The sequence below is a fragment of the Streptomyces sp. NPDC001027 genome, assembly GCF_040299045.1.
In the GTDB taxonomy this organism is placed as follows: domain Bacteria; phylum Actinomycetota; class Actinomycetes; order Streptomycetales; family Streptomycetaceae; genus Streptomyces.
The window spans coordinates 1-20,568 of the sequence record NZ_JBEPBI010000142.1 but is presented as its reverse complement, the minus strand read 5'-3'; the positions used below and the strand labels follow the sequence as shown (position 1 = coordinate 20,568).

General features: G+C 65.4%; 14 protein-coding genes and 4 pseudogenes. 11 read left to right on the top strand and 7 right to left on the bottom strand.

All coding sequences use genetic code 11. The features are described 5' to 3' along the window. Window positions 1–85: 85 nt before the first annotated feature. Window positions 86–682: pseudogene (locus tag ABT300_RS29405) on the top strand (LysR substrate-binding domain-containing protein); the annotation flags it as partial. Between the two features lie 46 nt (window positions 683–728). On the opposite strand, the pseudogene ABT300_RS29400 reads toward ABT300_RS29405, so the two are convergent. Together ABT300_RS29400 and ABT300_RS29395 are read right to left on the bottom strand one after the other, a co-directional pair. After that, window positions 729–842: pseudogene (locus ABT300_RS29400) on the bottom strand (site-specific integrase); the annotation flags it as partial. A gap of 208 nt (window positions 843–1,050) precedes the next feature. Continuing rightward, window positions 1,051–4,111, bottom strand: a pseudogene (locus ABT300_RS29395) (Tn3 family transposase). A 695-nt stretch (window positions 4,112–4,806) separates the two neighbouring features. On the opposite strand from ABT300_RS29395, the gene ABT300_RS29390 reads away from it, so the two are divergent. From ABT300_RS29390 to ABT300_RS29370, 5 genes are read left to right on the top strand one after another with little or no spacing between them, the layout of a single operon-like run. Then, entirely contained in the window at window positions 4,807–5,823 is a 1,017-nt protein-coding gene (locus ABT300_RS29390; protein WP_351681833.1) for a tripartite tricarboxylate transporter substrate binding protein, read from the top strand. Continuing rightward, window positions 5,820–6,326 (top strand): tripartite tricarboxylate transporter TctB family protein, encoded by a 507-nt coding sequence (locus tag ABT300_RS29385; RefSeq protein ID WP_351681831.1) that lies wholly within the window; start codon window positions 5,820–5,822, stop codon window positions 6,324–6,326. Before ABT300_RS29390 ends, ABT300_RS29385 begins: the two co-directional genes overlap by 4 nt. 11 nt (window positions 6,327–6,337) lie before the next feature. Further along, window positions 6,338–7,876 carry a tripartite tricarboxylate transporter permease gene (locus tag ABT300_RS29380; protein ID WP_351681828.1) on the top strand — a complete coding sequence of 513 codons (1,539 nt, stop codon included), beginning with the start codon at window positions 6,338–6,340 and terminating at the stop codon, window positions 7,874–7,876. Next, on the top strand, window positions 7,869–8,933 hold the full coding sequence (locus ABT300_RS29375; protein WP_351681826.1) for an amidohydrolase family protein: 1,065 nt from the start codon (window positions 7,869–7,871) through the stop codon (window positions 8,931–8,933). The genes ABT300_RS29380 and ABT300_RS29375 overlap by 8 nt, the downstream gene beginning before the upstream one ends. 37 nt (window positions 8,934–8,970) lie before the next feature. Then, a complete protein-coding gene (locus ABT300_RS29370; protein ID WP_351681823.1) occupies window positions 8,971–9,882 on the top strand; it encodes an NAD(P)-dependent oxidoreductase in 912 nt (303 codons plus the stop codon). A gap of 703 nt (window positions 9,883–10,585) precedes the next feature. On the opposite strand, the gene ABT300_RS29365 is transcribed toward ABT300_RS29370, so the two are convergent. The 3 genes from ABT300_RS29365 to ABT300_RS29355 all read right to left on the bottom strand — a co-directional run bounded on the left by ABT300_RS29365 (window position 10,586) and on the right by ABT300_RS29355 (window position 13,577). Further along, the gene (locus tag ABT300_RS29365; protein ID WP_351681821.1) at window positions 10,586–10,738 is read right to left on the bottom strand and encodes a hypothetical protein; all 153 of its coding nucleotides are present in this window, start codon (window positions 10,736–10,738) and stop codon (window positions 10,586–10,588) included. Window positions 10,739–11,124: 386 nt separating this feature from the next. Continuing rightward, the gene (locus tag ABT300_RS29360) at window positions 11,125–12,594 is read right to left on the bottom strand and encodes an aldehyde dehydrogenase family protein (protein ID WP_351681819.1); all 1,470 of its coding nucleotides are present in this window, start codon (window positions 12,592–12,594) and stop codon (window positions 11,125–11,127) included. A 587-nt stretch (window positions 12,595–13,181) separates the two neighbouring features. After that, on the bottom strand, window positions 13,182–13,577 hold the full coding sequence (locus ABT300_RS29355) for a cupin domain-containing protein (protein WP_351681816.1): 396 nt from the start codon (window positions 13,575–13,577) through the stop codon (window positions 13,182–13,184). A 289-nt stretch (window positions 13,578–13,866) separates the two neighbouring features. Here ABT300_RS29355 and ABT300_RS29350 point away from each other — a divergent pair, with 289 nt between their 5' ends. Continuing rightward, window positions 13,867–14,301 (top strand): helix-turn-helix domain-containing protein, encoded by a 435-nt coding sequence (locus tag ABT300_RS29350; RefSeq protein WP_351681814.1) that lies wholly within the window; start codon window positions 13,867–13,869, stop codon window positions 14,299–14,301. A 566-nt stretch (window positions 14,302–14,867) separates the two neighbouring features. Next, window positions 14,868–15,041: a hypothetical protein gene (locus tag ABT300_RS29345; protein ID WP_351681812.1), complete on the top strand. Its 174-nt coding sequence runs from the start codon at window positions 14,868–14,870 to the stop codon at window positions 15,039–15,041. An 82-nt stretch (window positions 15,042–15,123) separates the two neighbouring features. Here ABT300_RS29345 and ABT300_RS29340 read toward each other — a convergent pair whose 3' ends face one another. After that, complete coding sequence (locus tag ABT300_RS29340) at window positions 15,124–15,966, bottom strand: enoyl-CoA hydratase/isomerase family protein (protein ID WP_351681809.1); 843 nt, start codon at window positions 15,964–15,966, stop codon at window positions 15,124–15,126. A 10-nt stretch (window positions 15,967–15,976) separates the two neighbouring features. Beyond that, entirely contained in the window at window positions 15,977–16,765 is a 789-nt protein-coding gene (locus tag ABT300_RS29335; protein WP_351681807.1) for an SDR family oxidoreductase, read from the bottom strand. Window positions 16,766–17,417: 652 nt separating this feature from the next. On the opposite strand from ABT300_RS29335, the gene ABT300_RS29330 reads away from it, so the two are divergent. From ABT300_RS29330 to ABT300_RS29320, 3 genes and pseudogenes are all read left to right on the top strand, one after another. Then, entirely contained in the window at window positions 17,418–18,608 is a 1,191-nt protein-coding gene (locus tag ABT300_RS29330) for an acyl-CoA thioesterase domain-containing protein (RefSeq protein ID WP_351681804.1), read from the top strand. Between the two features lie 996 nt (window positions 18,609–19,604). After that, entirely contained in the window at window positions 19,605–20,402 is a 798-nt protein-coding gene (locus tag ABT300_RS29325) for an electron transfer flavoprotein subunit beta/FixA family protein (RefSeq protein WP_351681802.1), read from the top strand. 72 nt (window positions 20,403–20,474) lie between these two features. Then, window positions 20,475–20,568 (top strand): annotated as a pseudogene (locus ABT300_RS29320) (electron transfer flavoprotein subunit alpha/FixB family protein); the annotation flags it as partial.

Below are 20,568 nucleotides of genomic sequence, written 5' to 3'. Positions count from 1 at the left end.
CGACGGACAGCACGACTTCGACAGCACGAGGACCCCGAGACGCCATGAAAAAAGCATACAGATTTAGAGTCGCCATTTCAGGCGCATCACACTAGACGTGATGATGCTGTTCGACATCGAGACGGCCGTCACTGCCATTCGCTCCGGTGCGATCGACGCGTCCTTCCGCGCCGTCGCCGCGCCCGGCCGACCCCTTCCCGAGGACATCGCCTCCGTCCGGGTGCTCGACGAGCCGCTCCAACTCCTCACCGGCCCCGCCCACGCGCTGGCGGGCGCCCGGTCGGTGACCCTCGCCCAACTCGTCGGACACCGGATCTGGATGCCCGGCATCGCCCCCGGCACCGAGTGGGCCGCCTACTACGACGACCTCGTCGCCGAGTTCGGCCTCACCATCGAGGCCACCGGCCCCAACTTCGGCACCGACGCGCTCCTCGACACCATCGCCGACACACCGGCCCTTGCCACCTTCATCGGCGAGCCCACCCGCCTCATCTGGCCCGCCGACCACGGCCTGCGCCGTATCCCGGTGACCGACCCGACGCCCGTCTACCCGCACTCGCTCCTCTGGCACCGCGACAACCCCCACCCGGCGCTGGCCACCCTCCGCACCTACCTCGCCGCCACGACGGCCGGCCACGACGCCGCCGGGACCTGGGCACCGGGCTGGGTGATTCCGCGCTGAGCGCCCCGCCCCTGCGGGCCAGCCCCACCTTGCCCGGCGCAGGCGGTCAACGGCGGGCGTCGCCGGGGGCGAGCAGGCTGGTCAGCTCAGAGATCGCCTCGGGGGAGGGCTTGAGGCAGCGGCGGACGTTCTCCGGCTTCTTGTGCCGGGACTTCGCCATCCTTTGTTCGATGCCGTCAGGCCGGTTGCGACGATGAGGTCGGGGCCGCGCCCCGGACCGCCTTGGCTCAGCCCAGCGCGTCCATCAGGGAGGTGACATGGGCTTCTTTCCTGCTTTCGTCACAAGGCGCCATCGTTCGACCTGCGATGCAGGCATGGCAACCCGACTTTCCTTGAGCCCGTCTGACGCTCGCAGGTCCACGCCCCGGTCACACGACATTCGCGCGTAGGCGCAGGGTGCTGTCATATGGGCCGGGTGGGATGTGGAGGGTGGCGGTGTCGTAGTCGCCGAAGCGGAGCACGTTGTCCCGGCGGTGCGGGCTGAGCGCGGCGATGTCGTCGGGGTTCGGCTCCAAGCCTTGGGTGGTCATCTGCCGCAGTGCATCGGTCATGTCGACGGTGGTGGAGAAAATGATGCTGTTGGCCATCAGGTCGAGGAACTTGACGGCTTTCTCCTGGAGTTCGGGAGCGCAGGTAGCCGTCGCCGCCGAAGTGCAGCCACTTCGTGTACCCGTTGTAGGCCTCGGCCTTGTTGGTCGCTCTGGTGATCTGCTCCCGAAGTTGTGGATCCGAGAGGTAGCGGAGCAGGACGATCGTCCGGACGGCGCGGCCGACCTCGCGGAAGACCTTGTGGATCTGGTTCTTGTGGGAGTGGTTGTTCAAGCGCCGTAGGAGGGTGATGGAGGACACGGTGCCTTCCCGTACCGACAGGCCGACCTGCATGAGGTCTCTCCATCCGTTCTCGATGAGCTGCCAGTCGATGCGGGTGCGCGGATCAGCGGAGAACAGTGCGTCGATGTGCTGGTAGCGCGCCTGCGGGTCGGGACGGTGGAAGGTGAGGTCCTGGAAGTTGCGTATCCGCGGCAGCAGGTCGATGCCGAGCAGGTGGGCGAGTCCGAAGACAGGCAAGGACTGGCCCTGGGTGTCGGCGTGTACGGTGTCCGGTTTGACCTCCGCGACGTTGGCAAGGAGCGAGTCGATGAGGTAGACGGCCTCCCAGACCCCGCAGGGGATGAACCGGGAGAAGAGCGCGACGTAGGTGTCGGAGACGAGATGGTGGGCGATCCCGCCGTAGCCGCCGTAGCGGATAGAGGTCTCGGCGAGGAGGTTGTCGATGACGGTGTCCATCATGGTGCCGTCCACCGCCGCCACCGACCCGTCACCCCACGCCGCCGTCAGGTCCAGGCCGATGTGGGCGTTGACAATATCGGCCCCGCACCGGTTGAGAACCGGGATGGTGAAGTGGCGCTTCGCGATCGCGCCGAGCTCGTGCGCCGCCACGCTGCCCCGCATGTGGCGCACGGCCTGGGCGGGGCCGAGCCCGGAGCCGTAGACGAACGCGGTGGTCACATAGCGCGGCAGGGGCTCCTTCAGCTTTGGCTCGCTGCCCGAGCGCGGGCCGGGCCGTTTCCACCAGTCCGTCCAGTGCGCCGCCCGCGCCAGATGTTCCAGCACACTGCGGGCTGGAAGACGCTCGGAGAGAGCTTCTTCCAGCTTCTCCGCAGAGGCGGTGCGCTCGCCTGCTCTGCGTACGGCAAGAGAGGGGACGCCGGTGACCAGGTCGATGGTGAGGTCCTTGTTGTCCGGATAGCCGGCGTCCACGGTTTCGGCGATCGTGGTGAGCCGCTCGCGCAGCCGAACCGTGAACTCACTCGCGGTGGCCGGGAGGCCGGCCTGCTCGCAGAAGCCCGCGAGCTTGGGCTCGCACTGCTCCCAGGGCAGGAGCATGCGGGTCCAGTCACCGTAGTCCTCGGCGCCGATCACGGCGACATCGCCACAGCGCAGCTCCTCCACGAGGCAGGCGAACACCATTGCCTCGAAATGGCGGCGGACCAGCATCCCCGGCTGTTCACGGGAGTAGACGGTCTTCAGCCACATCTTCGGCGCAAACGACAGGTCCAGCCGTACCGACTCCCCGTTCTCGTCCTTGCGGGTGGGATGGGTGTCCGCCATGAGGGGCCGGGTGAGGTGCTGGTGGGCGAGGACGTGGTCCAGCGCGTCCAGCACGCTGCGGTCGGTCGAGGTCGCGGTGAACGACAGACGGCGGGCGATCTTGAACATGGTCGGCCGGTCCGGCTTGAAGAAGCGCTCTACCAGTGCCGTGTAGTTGCTGCCCCGGTAGGCGTCCAGGGCCTCCAGCTCCGCCAGTTGGGCTTCGAACCCGCCCGCCGCCTCGATGGCAGCCCGGGCGTTCTTCAGCGCCAGCAGGTCATCCAGCGACGCCTCCCCCTCCCACCCGCCAGGAGCGGCCTCGCCGCTGCCGCGCAGGGCGGTCAGCACGTCCCGGAAGGTGGCCAGGAGTTGCTCGGTGGTCTCCTTCTGCCGCTTCTCGATCTCCAGCAGCTCTTCCTGGGCCCGCTTGAGGTGCCGGGACATGCGCTTGGAAAGCATCACCACGGTCTCGTCCCGCACCGCCGCCTGCACCTGCGCGAGCAGGCACACGGTCATCGCGGTGCGGCGGGGCTCGGCGATGTCCTTCATCTCGCCCACCGACAGCACCCTCGCCTGCTCAGCCAGCGCGGCCACCTTCGCCGACGGTGTCTTCCCCACCCAGAAGACGGCATCCCCCAGCCCGTCCACCCTCTCCATCCGCTCCGCATGGGCCCTAAACCGCGACCACGTCGCCCGCCGGGCGGGCTGCTTGATCCACGCGAACAGGCTCTGGTACTCGCCCTCGACGACCTCCAGCATGCCCGCGATCCGCTCCCGCGCCGCGTCACTCATGCGCGCGACGATCGCCTGGCACTGCGAGGCTTCCACCTCGGAACGGATACGAGAAGCCATCCGGTCCAGGGTGGAAAATGCGGGCAGCTCCAGCTGCTCCTTCTGCCGGACCAGCTCCTCCAACGCCACATTCACCAGGTCCGCGGTGTGCGCCTTCACCGGCGCCGCCGCCCGCATCGCCGCCTCCGCGACCGCGCGGGCCTCACCTGGCCGGTACTTCAACTCCAGCCGGTCACGTACAGCCGACCGGTAGCGCTCCTCACTCCGCTCGGAATCCGCCTCTGGCACCGTCCCCGCACCGAGCCCCGCCTGATCGTGTACATGGGCCACGACCACCTCGGGTATCTCCCCTATCTTGGGGACACGGCCCAGCCGCGCAGTGGACTTCAGCATCACCAGCAGCGCCAAGACCCGGCCCGGGCGGTCATGCGTACGTTCACGAGCCCACGCCGTCTCCTCCGCCGACGGCGTGAAGTACTCCCGCAACTCCCGTTCCGAGATCAGCCTCTTGAACCTCGGATACGCCGTCCGCTCCAGCGACGCCACACCAACCGCCCCACGCCCGACCGCCTGACAGCGGCCACCATAAACAGCGACGATCCCGGTAGTGGGGCCAGGGCAGATCACGGAGCGTACGCATACTCACCGTATTTGAGCGTCACGCTCTGCTGTGAAGTGGCGGCTATTACGCGTATCTCCTCCACCCACCAACTGGCCGTTCACCAGGGAGATTTGCACAGTGGCCTGCCTCACGCGCAGGGAGGAGAGTGTCGCCGGATGCATGCCCGGGCACCCGCCCGCGCTCACCCGCACGGTGATCGCTTACACCATCACGCGGAACGCCATCCGGCCGATTCCCGTCGCGCGGCAATCGCACTCCTCCGCATTGACGCGGATGCGTTTTCGGAGATCGCTGTCCAGGCGGACTCAAGATCACTGGAGCGACCTCGACTGCCCGTTGTTCGATAGGCGCTGGGACCTGCTCGGGCGCAGCGAACAAGACGGTGAGCTCGGCTCGCAGACGTCGACCGCTATGGAAGGGCCGCGGGCGACGCCAACGGAGCAGGTGCCCAGGCGATGGGAAGTCTTGGATGAACGGTCTGCGAACTCTTGACCAGCTGGGCAAATGTCCGACACTCTGAGGGGCGTAGTAGGGAACGTCACAGGGGCCGGATGCGGCCACCCCTCCAGTTCCAGGCAACCCGATCGCGTGTTGGCGAAATAATGCAAGGAGACCAGCCATGTCGAACGTGGACTCGAAGATCAAAGCCGCACGATCCACGAGGATTGCTCGCTGGGCAGGGGCCGCGTGTGCCGGTGGCATGATCGTTGCAGTCACCTCCTGCGCGCAGACGCACGGCGGGGCCGCCGAGAACTATCCGACGAGAAGCGTGAAGTGGATCGTTCCGTTCGGGGCCGGCGGGTCCACTGACCTGGCGGCGCGAGCCTTCGCGCCGTGTATGGAGGAGGAGCTCGGCGAGCCGATGGTGCTCGAGAACCAGGACGGCGGCGGTGGTGTTGTCGGGACCAGTAAGTTCGTCCAGGCCAAGGACGACGGCTACACCCTCGCCTTTGTTCCCAGCAGCCCGGTCGCCTTGGCTCCGCTGACGGTCCGTGATGTGACGTACACCGCGGACGACATTGAACCTGTGGGCCGTGTGCTGTATTCGCCGTATGTACTGGCTGTGAGCCCTGACTCTCCCTATGAGGACGCCGAGGACTTCTTCGCAGCGGCCAAGAAAGCCAAGAAGCCCCTCACCGTGGCTACGGTGGGGGAGAGCAGCCTGCCCGGCATCATGCTCAAGCAGTTGGACAAGAAGTACGGCATCCCTACTCAGCAGGTGCCAGTGCAGTCGGCCACCGACATGGCTCGTGGTGTCATCAGCGGTGACTGGGATGCGTCCTACGCCACCCTTGATCCCGGATCGCTCGCGCAGGTCAAGAAAGGAGACCTTCGTGTTCTCGCGGTCGGGGCCAACGAACAGCTTTCGTATCTTCCTGATGTCCCCCTGTTCGACGATCTCGGGTACGAAGATCTGCTGCCCAGCGTTGGGTCGGACTTCTACCTGGCCGCTCGAGCCGGCACCCCGGCCGACATCCTGGACAAGCTTGAGGCCGCTACGAAGAAGTGTGTCAGCGACCCGGATGTTGTTGCTCGGGTCGGAAAGGAATGGGTTCCCAAGGAGCAGGTTGATCGGAAGGAGCTGACCAGGCAGCTCAACGAGCTCGTTTCCGGGCTTGAGGAGATCACGAAGTGAGTGCTCAGTTGACAGACCCACAGTTGGCAGACGAACAGTCCGGCGATGATGCGCCGCGGCCATCGAAGTGGGGGTCGCGCATCGTCGGCATCGTTCCGGCGCTCATCGGTCTTGCTGCGGCGATCGAATCCGTTCGGCTGGGAGTGTGGGTCGACTCGCGACCAGGCCCCGGCCTGTGGCCCCTGCTCGCGGCGACGCTCACTGTTGTTGCCGGTGTGGTGACAGCGCTGACCGACCAGTCAGCCTTCGAAGGGCTCCAGTCGGGCGAACTCAAGCGCGTCTTGCTTGCACTGGGCCTGCTGAGCCTCTTCGCGGCATTTTTCGAGCAGATCGGCATCTTCTCGAGCTCGGTCGTCCTTGTGACAGCATGGCTTCGTTGTGTAGCGGGCTCGACGTGGAAGACGTCCGTTCTCACCGGCGTTGCCTCGGCTGTCTCGTGCTATGTGCTGTTTGTTGAACTGCTGGCACTGCCGCTGCCTGTTGATGCATTCTTGGTGAGGTAGGAATGTCGACCATGGATGGAGTCCTTCGCGGACTCGAGGTAGCGACCGAACCAACCAATGTGCTTTTCGTCGGCATCGGCGTAGTGATCGGGATGGTGATCGGCGTGCTCCCGGGTCTCGGCCCGGGAGCCACCATTGCCATGCTGCTTCCCTTGACGTTCGGCCTTGATCCGAGCACTGCAGTCATCATGCTCGCCGGCATCTACTACGGGTCGATGTACGGCGGGACGATCACGTCCGTCCTGTTGAATCTTCCGGGCGAAGCGACCTCGGTCATTACCGCGATCGACGGTCACGCGATGGCAAAACAGGGACGTGCCGGTCCAGCGCTTGGCATCGCGGCCATCGGCTCATTCGTGGGCGGCATCGTGGCAAGCGTGGCGCTCGTGGTCGTGTCGGGCCCGCTGGCGTCGGTGGCTTCCAGATTCGGGCCGCCCGAGTATGCCGCCGTGGGGATCCTGGGGTTGGCATTGGTCACCGTCCTGGCCAGCGGTTCAACGGCCAAAGCATTGGTGATGGCCGGGGTCGGTCTTCTCCTGGCGACCATCGGCCAGGACCCGATCTCCGCGGAACCGCGCTTCACCTTCGGCTTCGTGGATCTCTTGGGAGGGCTGGACTTCGTACCCATCGTGATGGGCCTGTTCGGTGTCGGCGATATTCTTCACAACCTCCGGCATCGCGAACCGATCGCGCTCGGGAAGGAAAAGATCGGGAGAGCTCTGCCGACTCGCTCTGACCTGCGCCAGTCGACTGGGGCGATTGGCCGAGGTACCGCCATTGGCACGGCTGTCGGCTTGGTACCCGGTGCGGGCGGAACACTCTCCTCGATGATCTCCTACGCCGTTGAGAAGCGCTGGGCCAAGGATCCGAGCCGCTTCGGCAAGGGAGCGATCGAGGGTGTGGCTGCTCCGGAGACAGCGAATAACGCTGGTGCGACGTCCAGTTTCGTGCCGCTCCTGACCATCGGAATCCCAGCGAACGCCGCCATGGCGCTCATGTTCGGCGCCCTGATGATGCAGGGAATCACGCCTGGACCAGACCTGGTCGATGCCCATCCCGACGTGTTCTGGGGGGTTATCGCCTCGATGTTCATCGGCAACATCATGCTGCTGGCCCTGAACATCCCGCTGGTTGCCGTGTTCATTCAGCTGCTTCGAGTCCCGCCGGGCATCCTTGCGGCGACGACGGTCCTGGTCAGCCTGATCGGTGTCTACGCGCTGAACTCGAGTACGACGGACATGATCGTCCTCGTGGTCGCGTCCTTGGTCGGCTACCTCCTCCGCAAGGCGGGATATGAGCCGAGCCCTCTCGTACTGGCGTTCATTCTCGGTGCCATTTTGGACAAGGCGTTCCGTACTTCGCTCCTGATGTCCGACGGCAGCCCGACCATTTTCGTAAGCAGGCCAGTCTCAGCAACGATCCTCGGTCTGGGCCTAGTTGTGATCTTGGCTCAGGTGGTAAGCGGCGTGCGGCGCAAGAGAGCTCAACATGACGCGACTGGCCAAGCCGCCACATCGCACATCGCGGAGGGACGGCATAGCGATGTCTGACAACAGCCAGAGAAGCGTGCAGAACCAGACTGATTTCAGTCGTACTCAACCACCGAAGGAGCAGTGGCTGGCGAAGGCGCTGCCGGAGTCGGCGATCGAACCGGACCTGCCGATTGTCGACGGTCACGTCCATTTGTGGCACCACGCATCCGGATACTGCTATTTTGCGCAGGAATATGCCCGTGACGTGGAATCGAGCGGCCACTACGTAGAGGCGTCAATCTACGTTGAGTGCAATTCGATGTACAGAGCGGACGGGCCGCCGCACCTTCGGCCGGTCGGCGAGACTGAGTTCGCTGTCGGCATGTCCGCGATCGGTGCCAGCGGCAAGTACACGAGGTCCCGGATCGCGGCCGGCGTCATCGGCTATGCCGACCTGCTCGACGGCCCTACGGTGGGCGAGCTCCTTGACGCGCACGTTGAGGCGGCCAACGGCCGGTTCCGTGGTGTCAGGCAGCGTGCCAAATGGGATCCGGATCCCGCTGTGCGAGGGCCGGTGAGTGCGAACGGCCCGGGGCTCTTCCTCGAGCCGGCCTTCCATGCCGGACTTGCCGAGGTCGCTGCTCGCGGATTGACATTCGAAGCGAGCATATTTCATCCGCAACTGTCTGATGTCACAGCGCTGGCGAGGGCGGTGCCGGAGGCGAGCATCGTGCTCATCCACACCGGAAGTCCTGTTGGTCACAGCAGCTATGCGGGCCGCGAAACCGAGGTCCGGGCGGCCTGGCTGGCAGGGATGCGGGAGCTTGCGCGATGCGAGAACGTCACCGTGAAAATGGGCGGGCTGCTGATGCCCCTGGCCAATTTCGATTTCGGTGTGGCCGATAGGCCGCCTACGTCACAGGAGCTCGCCGCACACTGGGGTCCGTTTATCGAGGGCTCTGTCGAGGCATTCGGAGCGGACCGGTGCATGGTCGGGTCCAACTTCCCTGTGGACAAGGCGGGCTGCACCTACGGAACCCTGTGGAACACGTACAAGAGGGTTCTGGCTGAGTGTTCACCTGCTGAGAAGAAAGCCATTTTCAGTGAAACGGCTCGCCGGACCTATCGGATTTGACCAGTGCGCTGAGGCGCCTGATTGCGGAGGAAGATAGATGGCAGACTCCATGCGAAGCTCGACCGTCGGACTCATCGGCCTGGGGAAGATGGGTGGTGGGATGGCGCGAAACATCCTGGCAGCAGGGCACGGTCTTGTCGTGTACGACATCGACCCGGAGAAGTGCAAGCAACTGGCCGAGTTGGGGGCCGAGGCTGCGGAAGGGCCGTCGAGGGTTGCCGAGCGGTCGCGTGTCGTGATCACGATGGTCGACACGACTCAGCAGACCCAGGATGTCACGATCGGGCGGGGCGGTGTCATCGACGGAGCCCGACCGGGAGACATCGTCATCTGTATGAGCACCGTTGACGCCATGGCGGTGAGAGGAATTCAGGGGGCGTTGGCCGAGCGGGGGATCGACATCATCGACTCGCCTGTCTCAGGCATGATCAAGGGGGCGCAGGACGGGACACTGCGCGCTTTTGTCGGTGGTGATCAGTCCGTGCTCGAAACGTGCCGCCCGGTACTCGAAGCGATGACATCAGAGATCATCCATGTGGGTCCGCTCGGAAGCGGGCTAGCCATGAAGCTCGTTAACAACATGATGTACAAGGTAAACTCGATTGCTGCGATCGAGGGCATGGTTCTCGGCGTCAAGGCCGGTCTGGATCCCAACGTCATTCTCGACGTCATTGGCCGCTCAACCGGAAACAGTCCAGCATTTCAGTACCGCGCCAAGCGAATGATCGAGCGAGATTTTGAAGGCGTTCGGCTCGACATCTCCTACAAGGACCTCGAGCTTGAGACCGCATTGGGTTCATCGCTCCATGTCCCCCTATTTCTGCCAAACGTTTGCAAGCAGATCTTCGAGATGGGGCGTGCCGCAGGTCTCGGAGGCAAGGACGCGACCGCGCTCGTCACCATCTATGAGCAGCTCGCGGGCGTCACAATTGGAGATCCCGAAAAGTAGCTCGGTCAGCTTGTCGAAATGTGTATGACGAGGGCCGGGGTGTGAGGGGTGATCTTGGCAGGAGTGCCGGATCACCGGACTGCCGGCGAGGGCGATCGCTGAACTCGTTGCCGACGTATGCCCGTTGTGGCACGAACGACATCGGGCACGCCTGACGGCTCGGCCGCGTCGGCGGGTGGTGGGAGCCGGGGCGAAGCACAAGGCCGTCTTCGTCGACCGGCTGCTGGCCGCGTCCGTCTGCGTCATGGCACCATGCACGACGTGCTGGCCTGCTGGTTCGGCGTGGACCGGGTCCACCATCACGCGCACCATCAGCGAGGTACGGCTCATGCTGGCGCAGCGGGGATGCACCGTTGTGCCGGACGTCCGGCTGCGTACTCCCGCTGAGGTCACCGGGTACTTGGGCGTCGGCGGTCGGACTAGGATCATCGACAGCACGGGGAACCGCGTGCGGCGCCCGGCCGTAGGCCGGACGGACCGGGACAACTCAGTCTCCGGAAAGACCCGCCGTGAAGTCCATGGCCCTCGCGGACGCCGAGGGGCGCGGGCTGTTCTGCGGCCCGGCCGGGCAGTTGCGCCGACATCACCCAAGCGCGACAACTCGGATTGGTCCTGCTCCTGGCCGGCGGCCCGTTCATGGCGATCCTCGCGGATGCCTTGTTCCAGCAGAGTGCGGACGGCCTTGTGCTGTTCGCGGACCAGGTCAGACATTGCTGCCGGTGGTCCATGGCCGTGCGGGAGCCGCGTCGAGGCCGGGCCCTTTCAGGGCTTCGGCAGCCTCCGTAGGGGTGGGGTCCTGGGGCTTGCCCACAGGGTACGGCTGGACGACGGTCTCGGCGAAGGTGGTGAGCCGCATGGTCAAGAACCAGCGGATGGCTGCCGTCGGCTACGTGTGGGCCCTTCGTCTCCCTGACAAGTCGTAAGGCGCGAGAGCCCACTACGACCGCGGCCAAGACGCTGGCGACCGTCACGTGGCTGCCCAGTGCAACCTGTTCAGCCGGCCCAGTCACGAACTCCTCCAGCATGCCGAGAGTCCGGAACTGAACAGTCCGGACACCGTGCCTCATCGCTCGCACGCTGTTTTAGGCCAGCGACGACTGCAGAGAACCGTTGGGTGGCCACCGGTATGACGTCCGCTGTGTCAGGCAAGCATGTCTGCGTTCGGCCTTCGGCGAGTTCGGCCACGCCTGTCCATCTGTGAAACACCGAACTCGCCAAGTCCTGACGGAACCTCGTCGCTTGTCACCTCAGCTTGATCATGATGCTCTTCGGTTCAAGAAACGCATCCATGCCCTCCGGGCCGCGCTCGCGCCCTACACCGCTCTGCTTGTAGCCGCCCATCGGCATGTGCTTCAGAACGGAATCGTCACGGTAACTGTTGATCCACATGACCCCGGAGCGGATCCTCTTGCCGAACTGCAATGCGGTGTCGATGTCCCTGGTCCAACAGCCTGCCGCCAACCCGAAGACCGTCTGGTTCGCGAGGCTGACGGCATCGTCCAGATCCTTGAACGTCATGACGCTCAACACCGGGCCGAAGACTTCCTCCTGTGCTATGCGCGCATTCGGGGGCACGTTGTCGAACACCGTGGGCTCAAAAAAGAACCCCTTGCGCAATTCGGGATCGCCCGGCCGCTTCCCGCCAACTACCAGAGCGGCCTCCTGTAGGCCTGCGGCGACATGTTTCTCCACGCGCTGGCGCTGCTCGTCGGTGACGAGCGGTCCGCAGGTGGTGCTCTGGTCGAACGGACTGCCGAGCTTTGCCTTGGCGACGTGGGCCAGGAGCAGTTCCATGAACTCGTCCTTGACCGACTCCTGCAGCAAGAGCCGGGAACCTGCTTGGCACGACTGACCTGCGAGCCGGACGATTCCCTTGGCTGCGGACGCCGCGATGGCATCGAGGGACTCCGCGTCAGCGAATACGACGTGGGGTGACTTTCCCCCCAGCTCGAGGCTGACCTTTTTCAAGGAATCCGATGCCGCGCGCATGACTGCCCGCCCAGTGGTGTGGGACCCCGTAAACGTGACCATGTCCACCCTGCTGTGTGCCGCGATGGCTTGTCCGGCGATGGCTCCGTTCTCCCGGGCGCTGGTCACGTAGTTGAACACTCCGTCAGGGAGGTTGGCCTCCTGAAGGATCTTGGCGAACTCAACGACCGCGCCGGACGCTTGGTGTCCCGGTTTCACGACGGCGGTGCAGCCGACTGCAATGCCGGGAAGCGTCTTGTACGCCACCGAGAGCGGCACGTTCCACGAGGTGAGAGACCCAACAACGCCAATGGGCTCCTTGGCGACGATGCCGATCGCGTCGTGGCGCTGGCCGTAGATCGCGTCGTCGCGCCGACTCACTGCGAGAGCAGCGTTGTAATCGATGTGATCGGCAGCCTCGAGTACGGCCGCGCGTTGCCCAGGCTGCCCGACTTCGCTGGCCAGCACCACGGAGAGCGAATCGACGCGTTCTCGCAACAGGTCTGCCGCCCGATGGAGGATGGCGGCGCGTTCAACTGCCGACAACCGTGGCCATGGGCCGTTGTCAAACGCTTCTCGACTGGCATCAACAGCGAGTTCGACGTCGCGCTCATCTGAATCCTGGTAGGTGGCAACCAGGGTTTGGTCGTAGGGAGTGAAGCGCTGAAACGTCCTGCCCGACACTGCTGGGATGCTTTTTCCGCCGATGAAGTTGTTGTGAACCGGCCTGTGCTCCTCATTCATGTACAGTCCTCCGACTGGATTGAGAATTTCGCCGCCACGCCGCACTTGCGCCCGCGATGATGCCGTTGAGGTCCTGGGTGACAGCAGAGGACACAACTGCTCGCCCTCCTCCGGTCAGGGGCTTAGGGCAGTGAATAGAGCTACTTCTACGGACGCCTACCCCTCGACCACCCACCGAGGCCCACACAGGTGATCTGGGCGCAGCGGCAAGTGGGATTCCCGGCGTTCGCGGTGAGCTCGTTGCTTCGGATCGGAAGGATCATCGAAGACGCCTTCGGTGGGTCCGGTCATGGTGGGGCCGAGAGGCGCTGTTGCAGCGGATTCTGGCGGGGCCCCTGCGTCATCTGCTTGATCAGCATGAGCAGAGTTGCCTTCGACATTCCGTGGGAGTCAATCGGCCAGCGGGTTGATAAGTGCAGATTGATGCGGTATCAACCATCGCACCCTTTGGGCGGGCGCGGAGGCGCAGCCTCGCCGAACAAGTAGGCGGTTTGGGCATTCAGGGCTGTGGAGATGTTGAAGGGCGGCAGCGGGAGGTTCGGCTCGCGGAGCGACCTGGGTGAGACCGGTGGTTCCTTGCCCTTCGGCTATGCCCGAGTCGCATGAGCCGCGTCGAACTCGTTGTCCGATACGGGCTCTTGCCACTCCACGCCGCCGACCGTGATCGCGGTGTGGAGCAGATATCGGGTGGCGGTGGCACCGTGCCAGTGCCGCACGCCCGGTGGCGTCCAGATGGTGTCGCCCGCAGTGACTTGATGGGCTCCGTCGGCGTCGGCCACGAACCCTTCGCCTGCCAGCACGATCAGCAACTGGCCGCCTGGATGGTGATGCCAGTACGTGCGGGCGCACGGCGAGAAGAAGTTTTTGCCGACGGATACGCCGTCGCTTTGTGGCATCACCGCATCGCGCCAGACTTCTCCGGTGAAGGTTGAGCCCGCGCGGGCTGAGGGTGCACCGCTGCCACCTCGGATTACTTTGATCACATTGCCATGATGAGTTTCCAAGCCGCTAATGTCAAGTAGTTTTCACATTATAAATAATGAGTGCGACTTGTATGCTGTCAGACATATCTGGTGTGTGTGGCACTTCCGGTGCGCGCCCGAACGGTCGTACGGATATGCCGAGCCGGTCGTGACCCTCTCCGACTCAAGCCGATCTGCGGCTGCGAGGCCGATTTCCGTCCGTCCGGCATTCGCGCGAAGGAGGCGGCCACTGCGGCGTTGATGCATTCGAACCAGCGATCCCTGGTTGATGACTAGGCGCGCCGGGGGCGTGACGAACAAGCAGGTCGCAGCCGACCTGGGTGTGGACCAACCGACAGTGGACCGCTGGCTGGCGAGGTTCGTCGCCGAGCGCCCCGACGGTCTGCAGGACGAGCAGCGCTCGGGGCAACCACCCTCGATCCTGCTCGACCAGGTCGAGGATGTGATCGTGGCGACTTTGGAGTCCACCCCGGCCAAGGGCACGCATTGGTCACGTGCCTCGATGACCGCTCGCACCGGGCCTCAAATCGACCATCGGGCGGATCTGGAAGAGGTCCGACCTCAAGTCGCACCTGCAGACACCTTCAAGCTCACCACCGATCCGCACTTCGTCGACAAGGTCGTCGATGTGGTCGGGCTGTATCACGACCCGCCCGAGAAGGCGGTAGCGCTGTACATGGCGAGAAGGCACAAACCGAGGCCCTGGACTGCTCCCAACCAGTAGTGCCGATGATGCCGGGCATGCCCGGGTGCCGCACCCACGATTACCTGCGGCACGGCATCACCAGTCTGTTCGCCGCGTTCAACATCGCCGACGGCACTTCCTGACGTGACCACCGGGTGGCCCTGACCGCAAGATGCGGCCGACTCAAGGCGACAACCACTGACCGGCACCGTCTACGCCGGACGTGAGCGGCACGACGCCTACCTCAAACCGGGATGCGGGCGGACAGAGTTGCCTTCGCCCATGGAGGTCCGTGAGGGAGGACAGTAACGACCGTCTCCGGAAGGCATCCCGGTTCAGTTCAGCCGAGCCAGCGGACGAGGGCGACGATGTCTTCGTGGGGCCCAGTGGTTGCTTACGGCCGCCTTCAGCTCGTGTTGTGGACGAGGGCTCAATCATCCAGACGGCCACCACCTGCCCCACCAAGCTCATGCCGGCTTCTCCCTCGCTGGTCCCTGCGCGAGCTCGTCCCCTACCTGCGGGAAGTCCACGGCCTCGTGATCCGGAGCGGCCGCGAGACGTTGTGCTGCCCGCCCGCTGCGGCATCACTTTTCCAGCACACCGGGATGTGGAAGGAATCCCCCGGCCGTGAAGCGAACCCGGACCGGATCGACGAGATCCTCGACCGCTTCCCCGACCGGATCTTCGCCTTCGACGAGTTCGGGTCACTCGGGACCAGGCCCACCGCGGGCTTGGGTTGGGCCGAGCGCTCATGGTCCGGTCGGCTGCCCGACACCTAGCACCGCACCCACGGTGTGCGGTGCTTCCACGGCTGCCTCTCGCTTGGCGACGACCGGCTGTGACTGTCGTCACCCGAAGGGCTCAGTAATCCGTGGTTGACAGACGCTTACGCGCGATCCGGTTCGCTGGTTCGCGCTCGGATGCCGCCACGAAGTCGGCGTCGCGGCCCTCCCGGACCGCGGCGAGTCCCTCCCGCATCGCTTCGGTCGAATAGGCGAGTGACTGGCCGAGGTTCTCGTGAACCATCATCTCTTCGAGGGAGGTCTCGTAGCTGCGCTCCATGAGCCACTTCGCCAGCCCGAATCCTTCGACGGGTAGCGCGGCCATGGCTTCGGCCCGCTCGAGGCAGTGGGCCTCGAGCTCGTCGTCGGGGACGGTCCCGGCGATCAAGCCGGCCTCCATTGCCTGCTCGGCGGTCCAGGTCTCGTTGCCGTAGACGAACGCCCGAGCCCGAGCCATGCCGACCAGGCGCGGCAATGTGTACATCACGCCGATGTCCGGAATCAGGCCGAGCCGGAGGAAGCCGGACACGAAGCGTGAGCTTTCAGCGGCATACACCACGTCGCCGATGAGCGCGATGCCGATGCCGCCACCGACGGCCGGGCCGTTGACGCCCACGACGATCGGTTTTGGGTAGCGCAGCAGGTCGGTCAGCCAGCGACTGGTCCGCTTGAAACGTTGGTGGGACGACCACGGGTCGCTCTCGTCGCGCATCATGCGGAAGTCGCCACCTCCGCAGAAAGCCCGGCCCTTTGCCGTCAGGAACACGGCGCGAACGTCGGGGTCGGCCTCCATCTCGGCGAAGGCCGCGGCGAGGCCCGACCGCATCGGGTTGGAGAGCGCATTACGGTTGCGTTCGTCGGCGAGTCGGATGATGCCGACGTGGCCGGCGCGCTCGGTCTCGATCACGTTCTCGATGCTCATGTCACTCTCCTCAGGCTGTGCCAAAGCAGAACTGGCGTCCGCCGTCGACGACCAGGTCGGTGCCATTGACGTATCGGCCGGCGTCGGAGACCAGGTAGGTCACCGCAGCCGCGATATCGGCACGGCTGCCGAAGCGGCCGACGGGAACGCGGCTGAGTTCGTGTGCGCCGCGGCCCGCATCCTCGTGGATGCGCCGCGCGCCCTCGGTGTCGCCGATGGCACCTGGAGCCACGGTGTTGCACAGGATGTTGCGGTTGCCCCACTCCACGGCGAGGGTCCGCATCAGCGACTGGATCCCGGCTTTCGCCGAGGCTGCGGGGGCGCAGCCTGGCCAGCCGCTCCAGGCATAGGACGTGATGATGCTGACGATCCGGCCGACGTGCTTCGACTTGGACAGGGCTTCGAACGCGGCATGACTGCAGTTGAAGGTGCCGTTGAGGTCGATGTCGATGATGGTGCGCCAGCCGTTCGGCGTGAGCTCCTCGGTGTTGCACCGGAAGTTGCCGGCCGCGTTGTTGATCAGGATGTCCAGCCCGCCCTGCTCCTGCACGATCCTGGCGATCGCGCCCTCGACCTGCGGGTAGTCACGCACGTCCACCTGGAGCGCGGATGCGCGATGGCCCTGGCCGACGATGCTCTCGGCTGCTTCCTGGGCGACCTCGGTTCGTCGTCCGGCGATGACGACGTGGGCGCCGAGCGATGCGAGGAGCGTCGCGGTCTCGAGCCCGAGACCGGTGCCACCGCCGGTAACCAAGGCCACTCGGCCGACCAGCAGGTCGGGTTGGAAGATGCCTTTCACGTTCCACTCCGATGTTCGATGTGCGCAGTGCGGTGCGCGCTGCGCCAGGCCCACGGCAGCATGCGCCCCGCCGCGACTGAAGCTGTATGATAGTTCGCAATCCGTCAATGATGTTACAGTTCTGCGGCCCAGTTCGGGGAGGGGGTGCCGCAGAGAGGCTGATTCGATCGAGTGATTGATGTGCGTGATACTGTCTGACAGTATGCAGATTGATGTGTCCGGCCGTAATGGCTCGACAATGGAGAAGTTCGCGTTGTCGGTATGGGCGGCCGTGCGCTCCCGGGGGAGCCTCTCGTCGTCGTCGCGTACGAACGCTGCGCTCCTGCCCTGCGTGACGTGCTCGTTGACATTGTCTGCGGGAGCGTTCGGCAGGGGGTATCCAGCATGCGCGCAGTCTGTCCTCGGGCTTCCCGCTGGCTCCGGGGCGATGGGGTCGTGGCTGGCCGCACGGTCGGCTCGTGCCGTGGGTGCGGCAAGTGCCGCGTCGGCAGCGGGCAGTCCGGCAAGCGCGTGGATACGCCCGGACGCCGGGCGGTCTCCGCCGCACCACCCGCGGCTACGGTGGGAAGATCGTCGTGGGTGAGGTATTCGTCTCCCTCGTTCCCGAGTTGCCTCGTGCGCTGGTTGTCGCCATGTACTCACCAGCTCGGCATTGGAAGGCCGGATTGGGGCTCCCCGTCGCGATCCTCGGCTTTCGGCGGGTCTGGGCCATGTCGGCGTTCATGTCTCCCAGGCGCTCGGCGCGCACGCCAGGGCCCTGGATCTCTCCGAGTCCAAGCGGGACGACGCGCTACGGCCGGGGATGCCCGACTGTCAGATGGTGTCCGCGGCGGAGGCATCTACCAACATTGCCGAGGCGTCCGGCCTGATCGTGTCGAGCGTCGGCTTCGCGCGGTATGCCGAATTCAACCGGATGAAGACCGGTGACATACGGTTCCGGTCTGTGATCGACCCCGCGATACTCGCCCGACAGTCGTATGCCCCTGACCGGACGAAGCGGAGCAACAGGAGCCTTCCCATGAGCTTGGCCTTTTTCGAAGTGCGGTCCGAGTGCGGACGCGACGTTCTGGTCCCTGAACCGATCGCCCGCAGCGGGTGGGGCCGGGCCCGAGTGCGTGGCATCGCGATCAGTGGCGCCCTGGCTCGCGCTGTCGAGAAGAGTGTGGACGTGGAGGCGCGGCCCGGTCTGCGGCAGGCGCGCTGGAGCGTCGACATCTTCCGGCCAGTGGCTGATGCTCCGTTGGAGGTATCGGCCAGTGTGATTCGGGAAGGTCGGCGCCTTCGCCTGATCGATGCCACCATGGAGCAGGAAGGTCGCCCGGTCGCAAGGGCGAGCGCCCTCATGGTCGCGAACTCGGAGGCGGCACCCGGGGCGGTGTGGAGTCGGCCGCTGAACTTTGAGGCACCGCCTGCCGGCCTCGCGCCCCTGACCACGGAGCCTCGGCTTTACTTCAGTGAGGACGTGGGTTGGACTGGATCAGGGGAGCAGCATCAGAATTCCGCGCGCAAGCAGACGTGGCATCTGCCGGTGCCGATCGTGCGAGGGGAGGAACTCACCCCTTTCCAGTTTGCCGCGAGTGTCGCGGACGTCGTCAGCGTGGTCGCCAACTGGGGTGACCGTGGACTCGAGTACATCAACGCCGGAGTGACCGTTGCCTTCGCGCGGATGCCGGACGAGCTGGAGCTCGGTCTCGCCGCCGCGGATCGGGTGGAGGCGGACGGAATCGCGGCCGGGTCCGCGTACTTGTATGACCGTTCGGGTGTGCTGGGACTCGCGACTGTCACGGCGATGGCGAACCATCAGCACGCTGTCGACCCTCGGCGGCTCGGTCGGGAAACCTAGAGACCAGAGCCAGGGCATGGCGGGGCGCCTGGGCTCGGACGCAGGGCCGCGTGCGAGCACTGCTGGCGGGCCGTGCAAACACCCGTCAGGTCGTCGAGCGCGCAGGCTGGTCGGCGCGGCTGAAGCTGCCCTGCGATTCCACCGCGCTTCGGACGCGTCTACGACGTCCCGGAGGGTTCGCTTACGGGGGCTGCGCGGGTCGACGCTCGGATCAATCGTCAGCACGTTCCCGTCTCACGCGCTGAGCGGACTCGCAGGGTCATGGCTGTGGAGGAATCAGCGCACGGTCATCGCGGACCGGGCCGCCCTGCCGACACCAGACCTCGTCGGCCGTGACGTCGAACGCCGCAGCATCGAACATGGAGTACGCCTCCGGTGCCGCCCATCTCCGTTCATTGGGCACGGCCGATACCGTCTTCCGCCCGTGGCCGGCCGGGAACCATTCGGCCACGGGTATGTCGGGCAGTGCGCCCGGCGGGTGTTCGCCGAAGGGGCAGTCGCCACTGCACAGGACGCCGGGCCCGTCGCGTGATCGGACTTCAGGTGACTGGACGGAAAGCATATGGCGATTCAGGGCCGAGCGCCGCACATCACGTTGGTCGAATAATGGCAGACAGGATAAAGTCAAACACTTGTGGCTCTGTTAATGTGATGCTTTGCTGGCAATGGGCGTGCTCGTGCGGAGGGTCGGGGCAGCATCCCGTTCCGCCGAGTTGGTGAGCGAAATCTGCTTACGGGAGCGAAGGACCGTCGACGGCACCCGGATGATCGAGCTTCACCAAGGGTGCATGAGTCAGTTGGCGCTCGACGTGCGGTCGGCGGGAGTGGAGTCCGGCCCGATGTCGCTGACGAAGGGTGGAGCCGCGCTCGGAGTCGCTGGCGCGACGGAACCCCGAAGCCCTGTGCATCGGCACGGTCCGCAGCGTGCCGTAGCCGGTCGGCTCGGTAGGTCTCCGCACAGGTGGGGCAGACATTGATTACTGCGAAGGGATACGAGTGAGCTTGAGGATCGTTGTCACCGTGAAGTACGTGCCCGACGCCACTGGCGACCGGCACTTCGCCGATGACCTGACCGTCGACCGTGACGACGTGGACGGCCTGCTGTCGGAGCTCGACGAGTACGCGGTCGAGCAGGCCCTGCAGATCGCGGAGGAGTGCCAACGGGAGGATGCCGACGCGGAGATCACCGTGCTGACCGTCGGTCCCGAGGACGCCAAGGACGCGCTGCGCAAGGCGCTGTCCATGGGCGCCGACAAGGCGATCCATGTCGAGGACGACGACCTGCACGGCACGGACATCATCGGTACGTCGCTCGTGCTGGCCAAGGCGATCGAGAAGGCCGGCTACGACCTGGTCATCTCCGGCATGGCGTCCACCGACGGCACGATGGGTGTCGTACCGGCGCTGCTCGCCGAGCGTCTGGGCGTCCCGCAGGTCACGCTGCTCTCCGAGGTCTCCGTCGAGGACGGTGTGGTCAAGGGCCGGCGCGACGGCGACACCGCCTCCGAGCAGCTGGAGGCCTCCCTGCCGGCCGTCGTGTCGGTCACCGACCAGTCGGGCGAGGCGCGTTACCCGTCCTTCAAGGGCATCATGGCCGCCAAGAAGAAGCCGGTGCAGTCCTGGGACCTGGAGGACCTGGAGATCGAGACGGACGAGGTCGGTCTCGAAGGCTCCTGGACCAAGGTCGACTCCGCCACCGAGCGCCCGGCACGCACCGCCGGCACGATCGTCAAGGACGAGGGCGAGGGCGGCAAGCAGCTCGCCGAGTTCCTCGCGGGCCAGAAGTTCATCTGAGGCTCGTCCGAGTCTCGCTGAACCTCCGTTCGCCGACCGCCCCTCATCTTTCGCAAGCAGGAGAGCATTCCCATGGCTGAAGTTCTCGTCTACGTCGACCACGTGGACGGTGCCGTCCGCAAGCCCACCCTGGAGCTGCTGACGCTGGCCCGCCGCATCGGCGAGC

What these genes read in the sequence shown, in the direction of transcription:
- ABT300_RS29390 (WP_351681833.1), top strand. Translation starts at nt 4,807, where the DNA reads ATGTCGAACGTGGACTCGAAGATCAAAGCCGCACGATCCACGAGGATT.
- ABT300_RS29375 (WP_351681826.1), top strand. Translation starts at nt 7,869, where the DNA reads ATGTCTGACAACAGCCAGAGAAGCGTGCAGAACCAGACTGATTTCAGT.
- ABT300_RS29360 (WP_351681819.1), bottom strand. Translation starts at nt 12,594, where the DNA reads ATGAATGAGGAGCACAGGCCGGTTCACAACAACTTCATCGGCGGAAAA.
- ABT300_RS29370 (WP_351681823.1), top strand. Translation starts at nt 8,971, where the DNA reads ATGGCAGACTCCATGCGAAGCTCGACCGTCGGACTCATCGGCCTGGGG.
- ABT300_RS29380 (WP_351681828.1), top strand. Translation starts at nt 6,338, where the DNA reads ATGGATGGAGTCCTTCGCGGACTCGAGGTAGCGACCGAACCAACCAAT.
- ABT300_RS29365 (WP_351681821.1), bottom strand. Translation starts at nt 10,738, where the DNA reads ATGCGGCTCACCACCTTCGCCGAGACCGTCGTCCAGCCGTACCCTGTG.
- ABT300_RS29340 (WP_351681809.1), bottom strand. Translation starts at nt 15,966, where the DNA reads ATGAGCATCGAGAACGTGATCGAGACCGAGCGCGCCGGCCACGTCGGC.
- ABT300_RS29345 (WP_351681812.1), top strand. Translation starts at nt 14,868, where the DNA reads ATGTGGAAGGAATCCCCCGGCCGTGAAGCGAACCCGGACCGGATCGAC.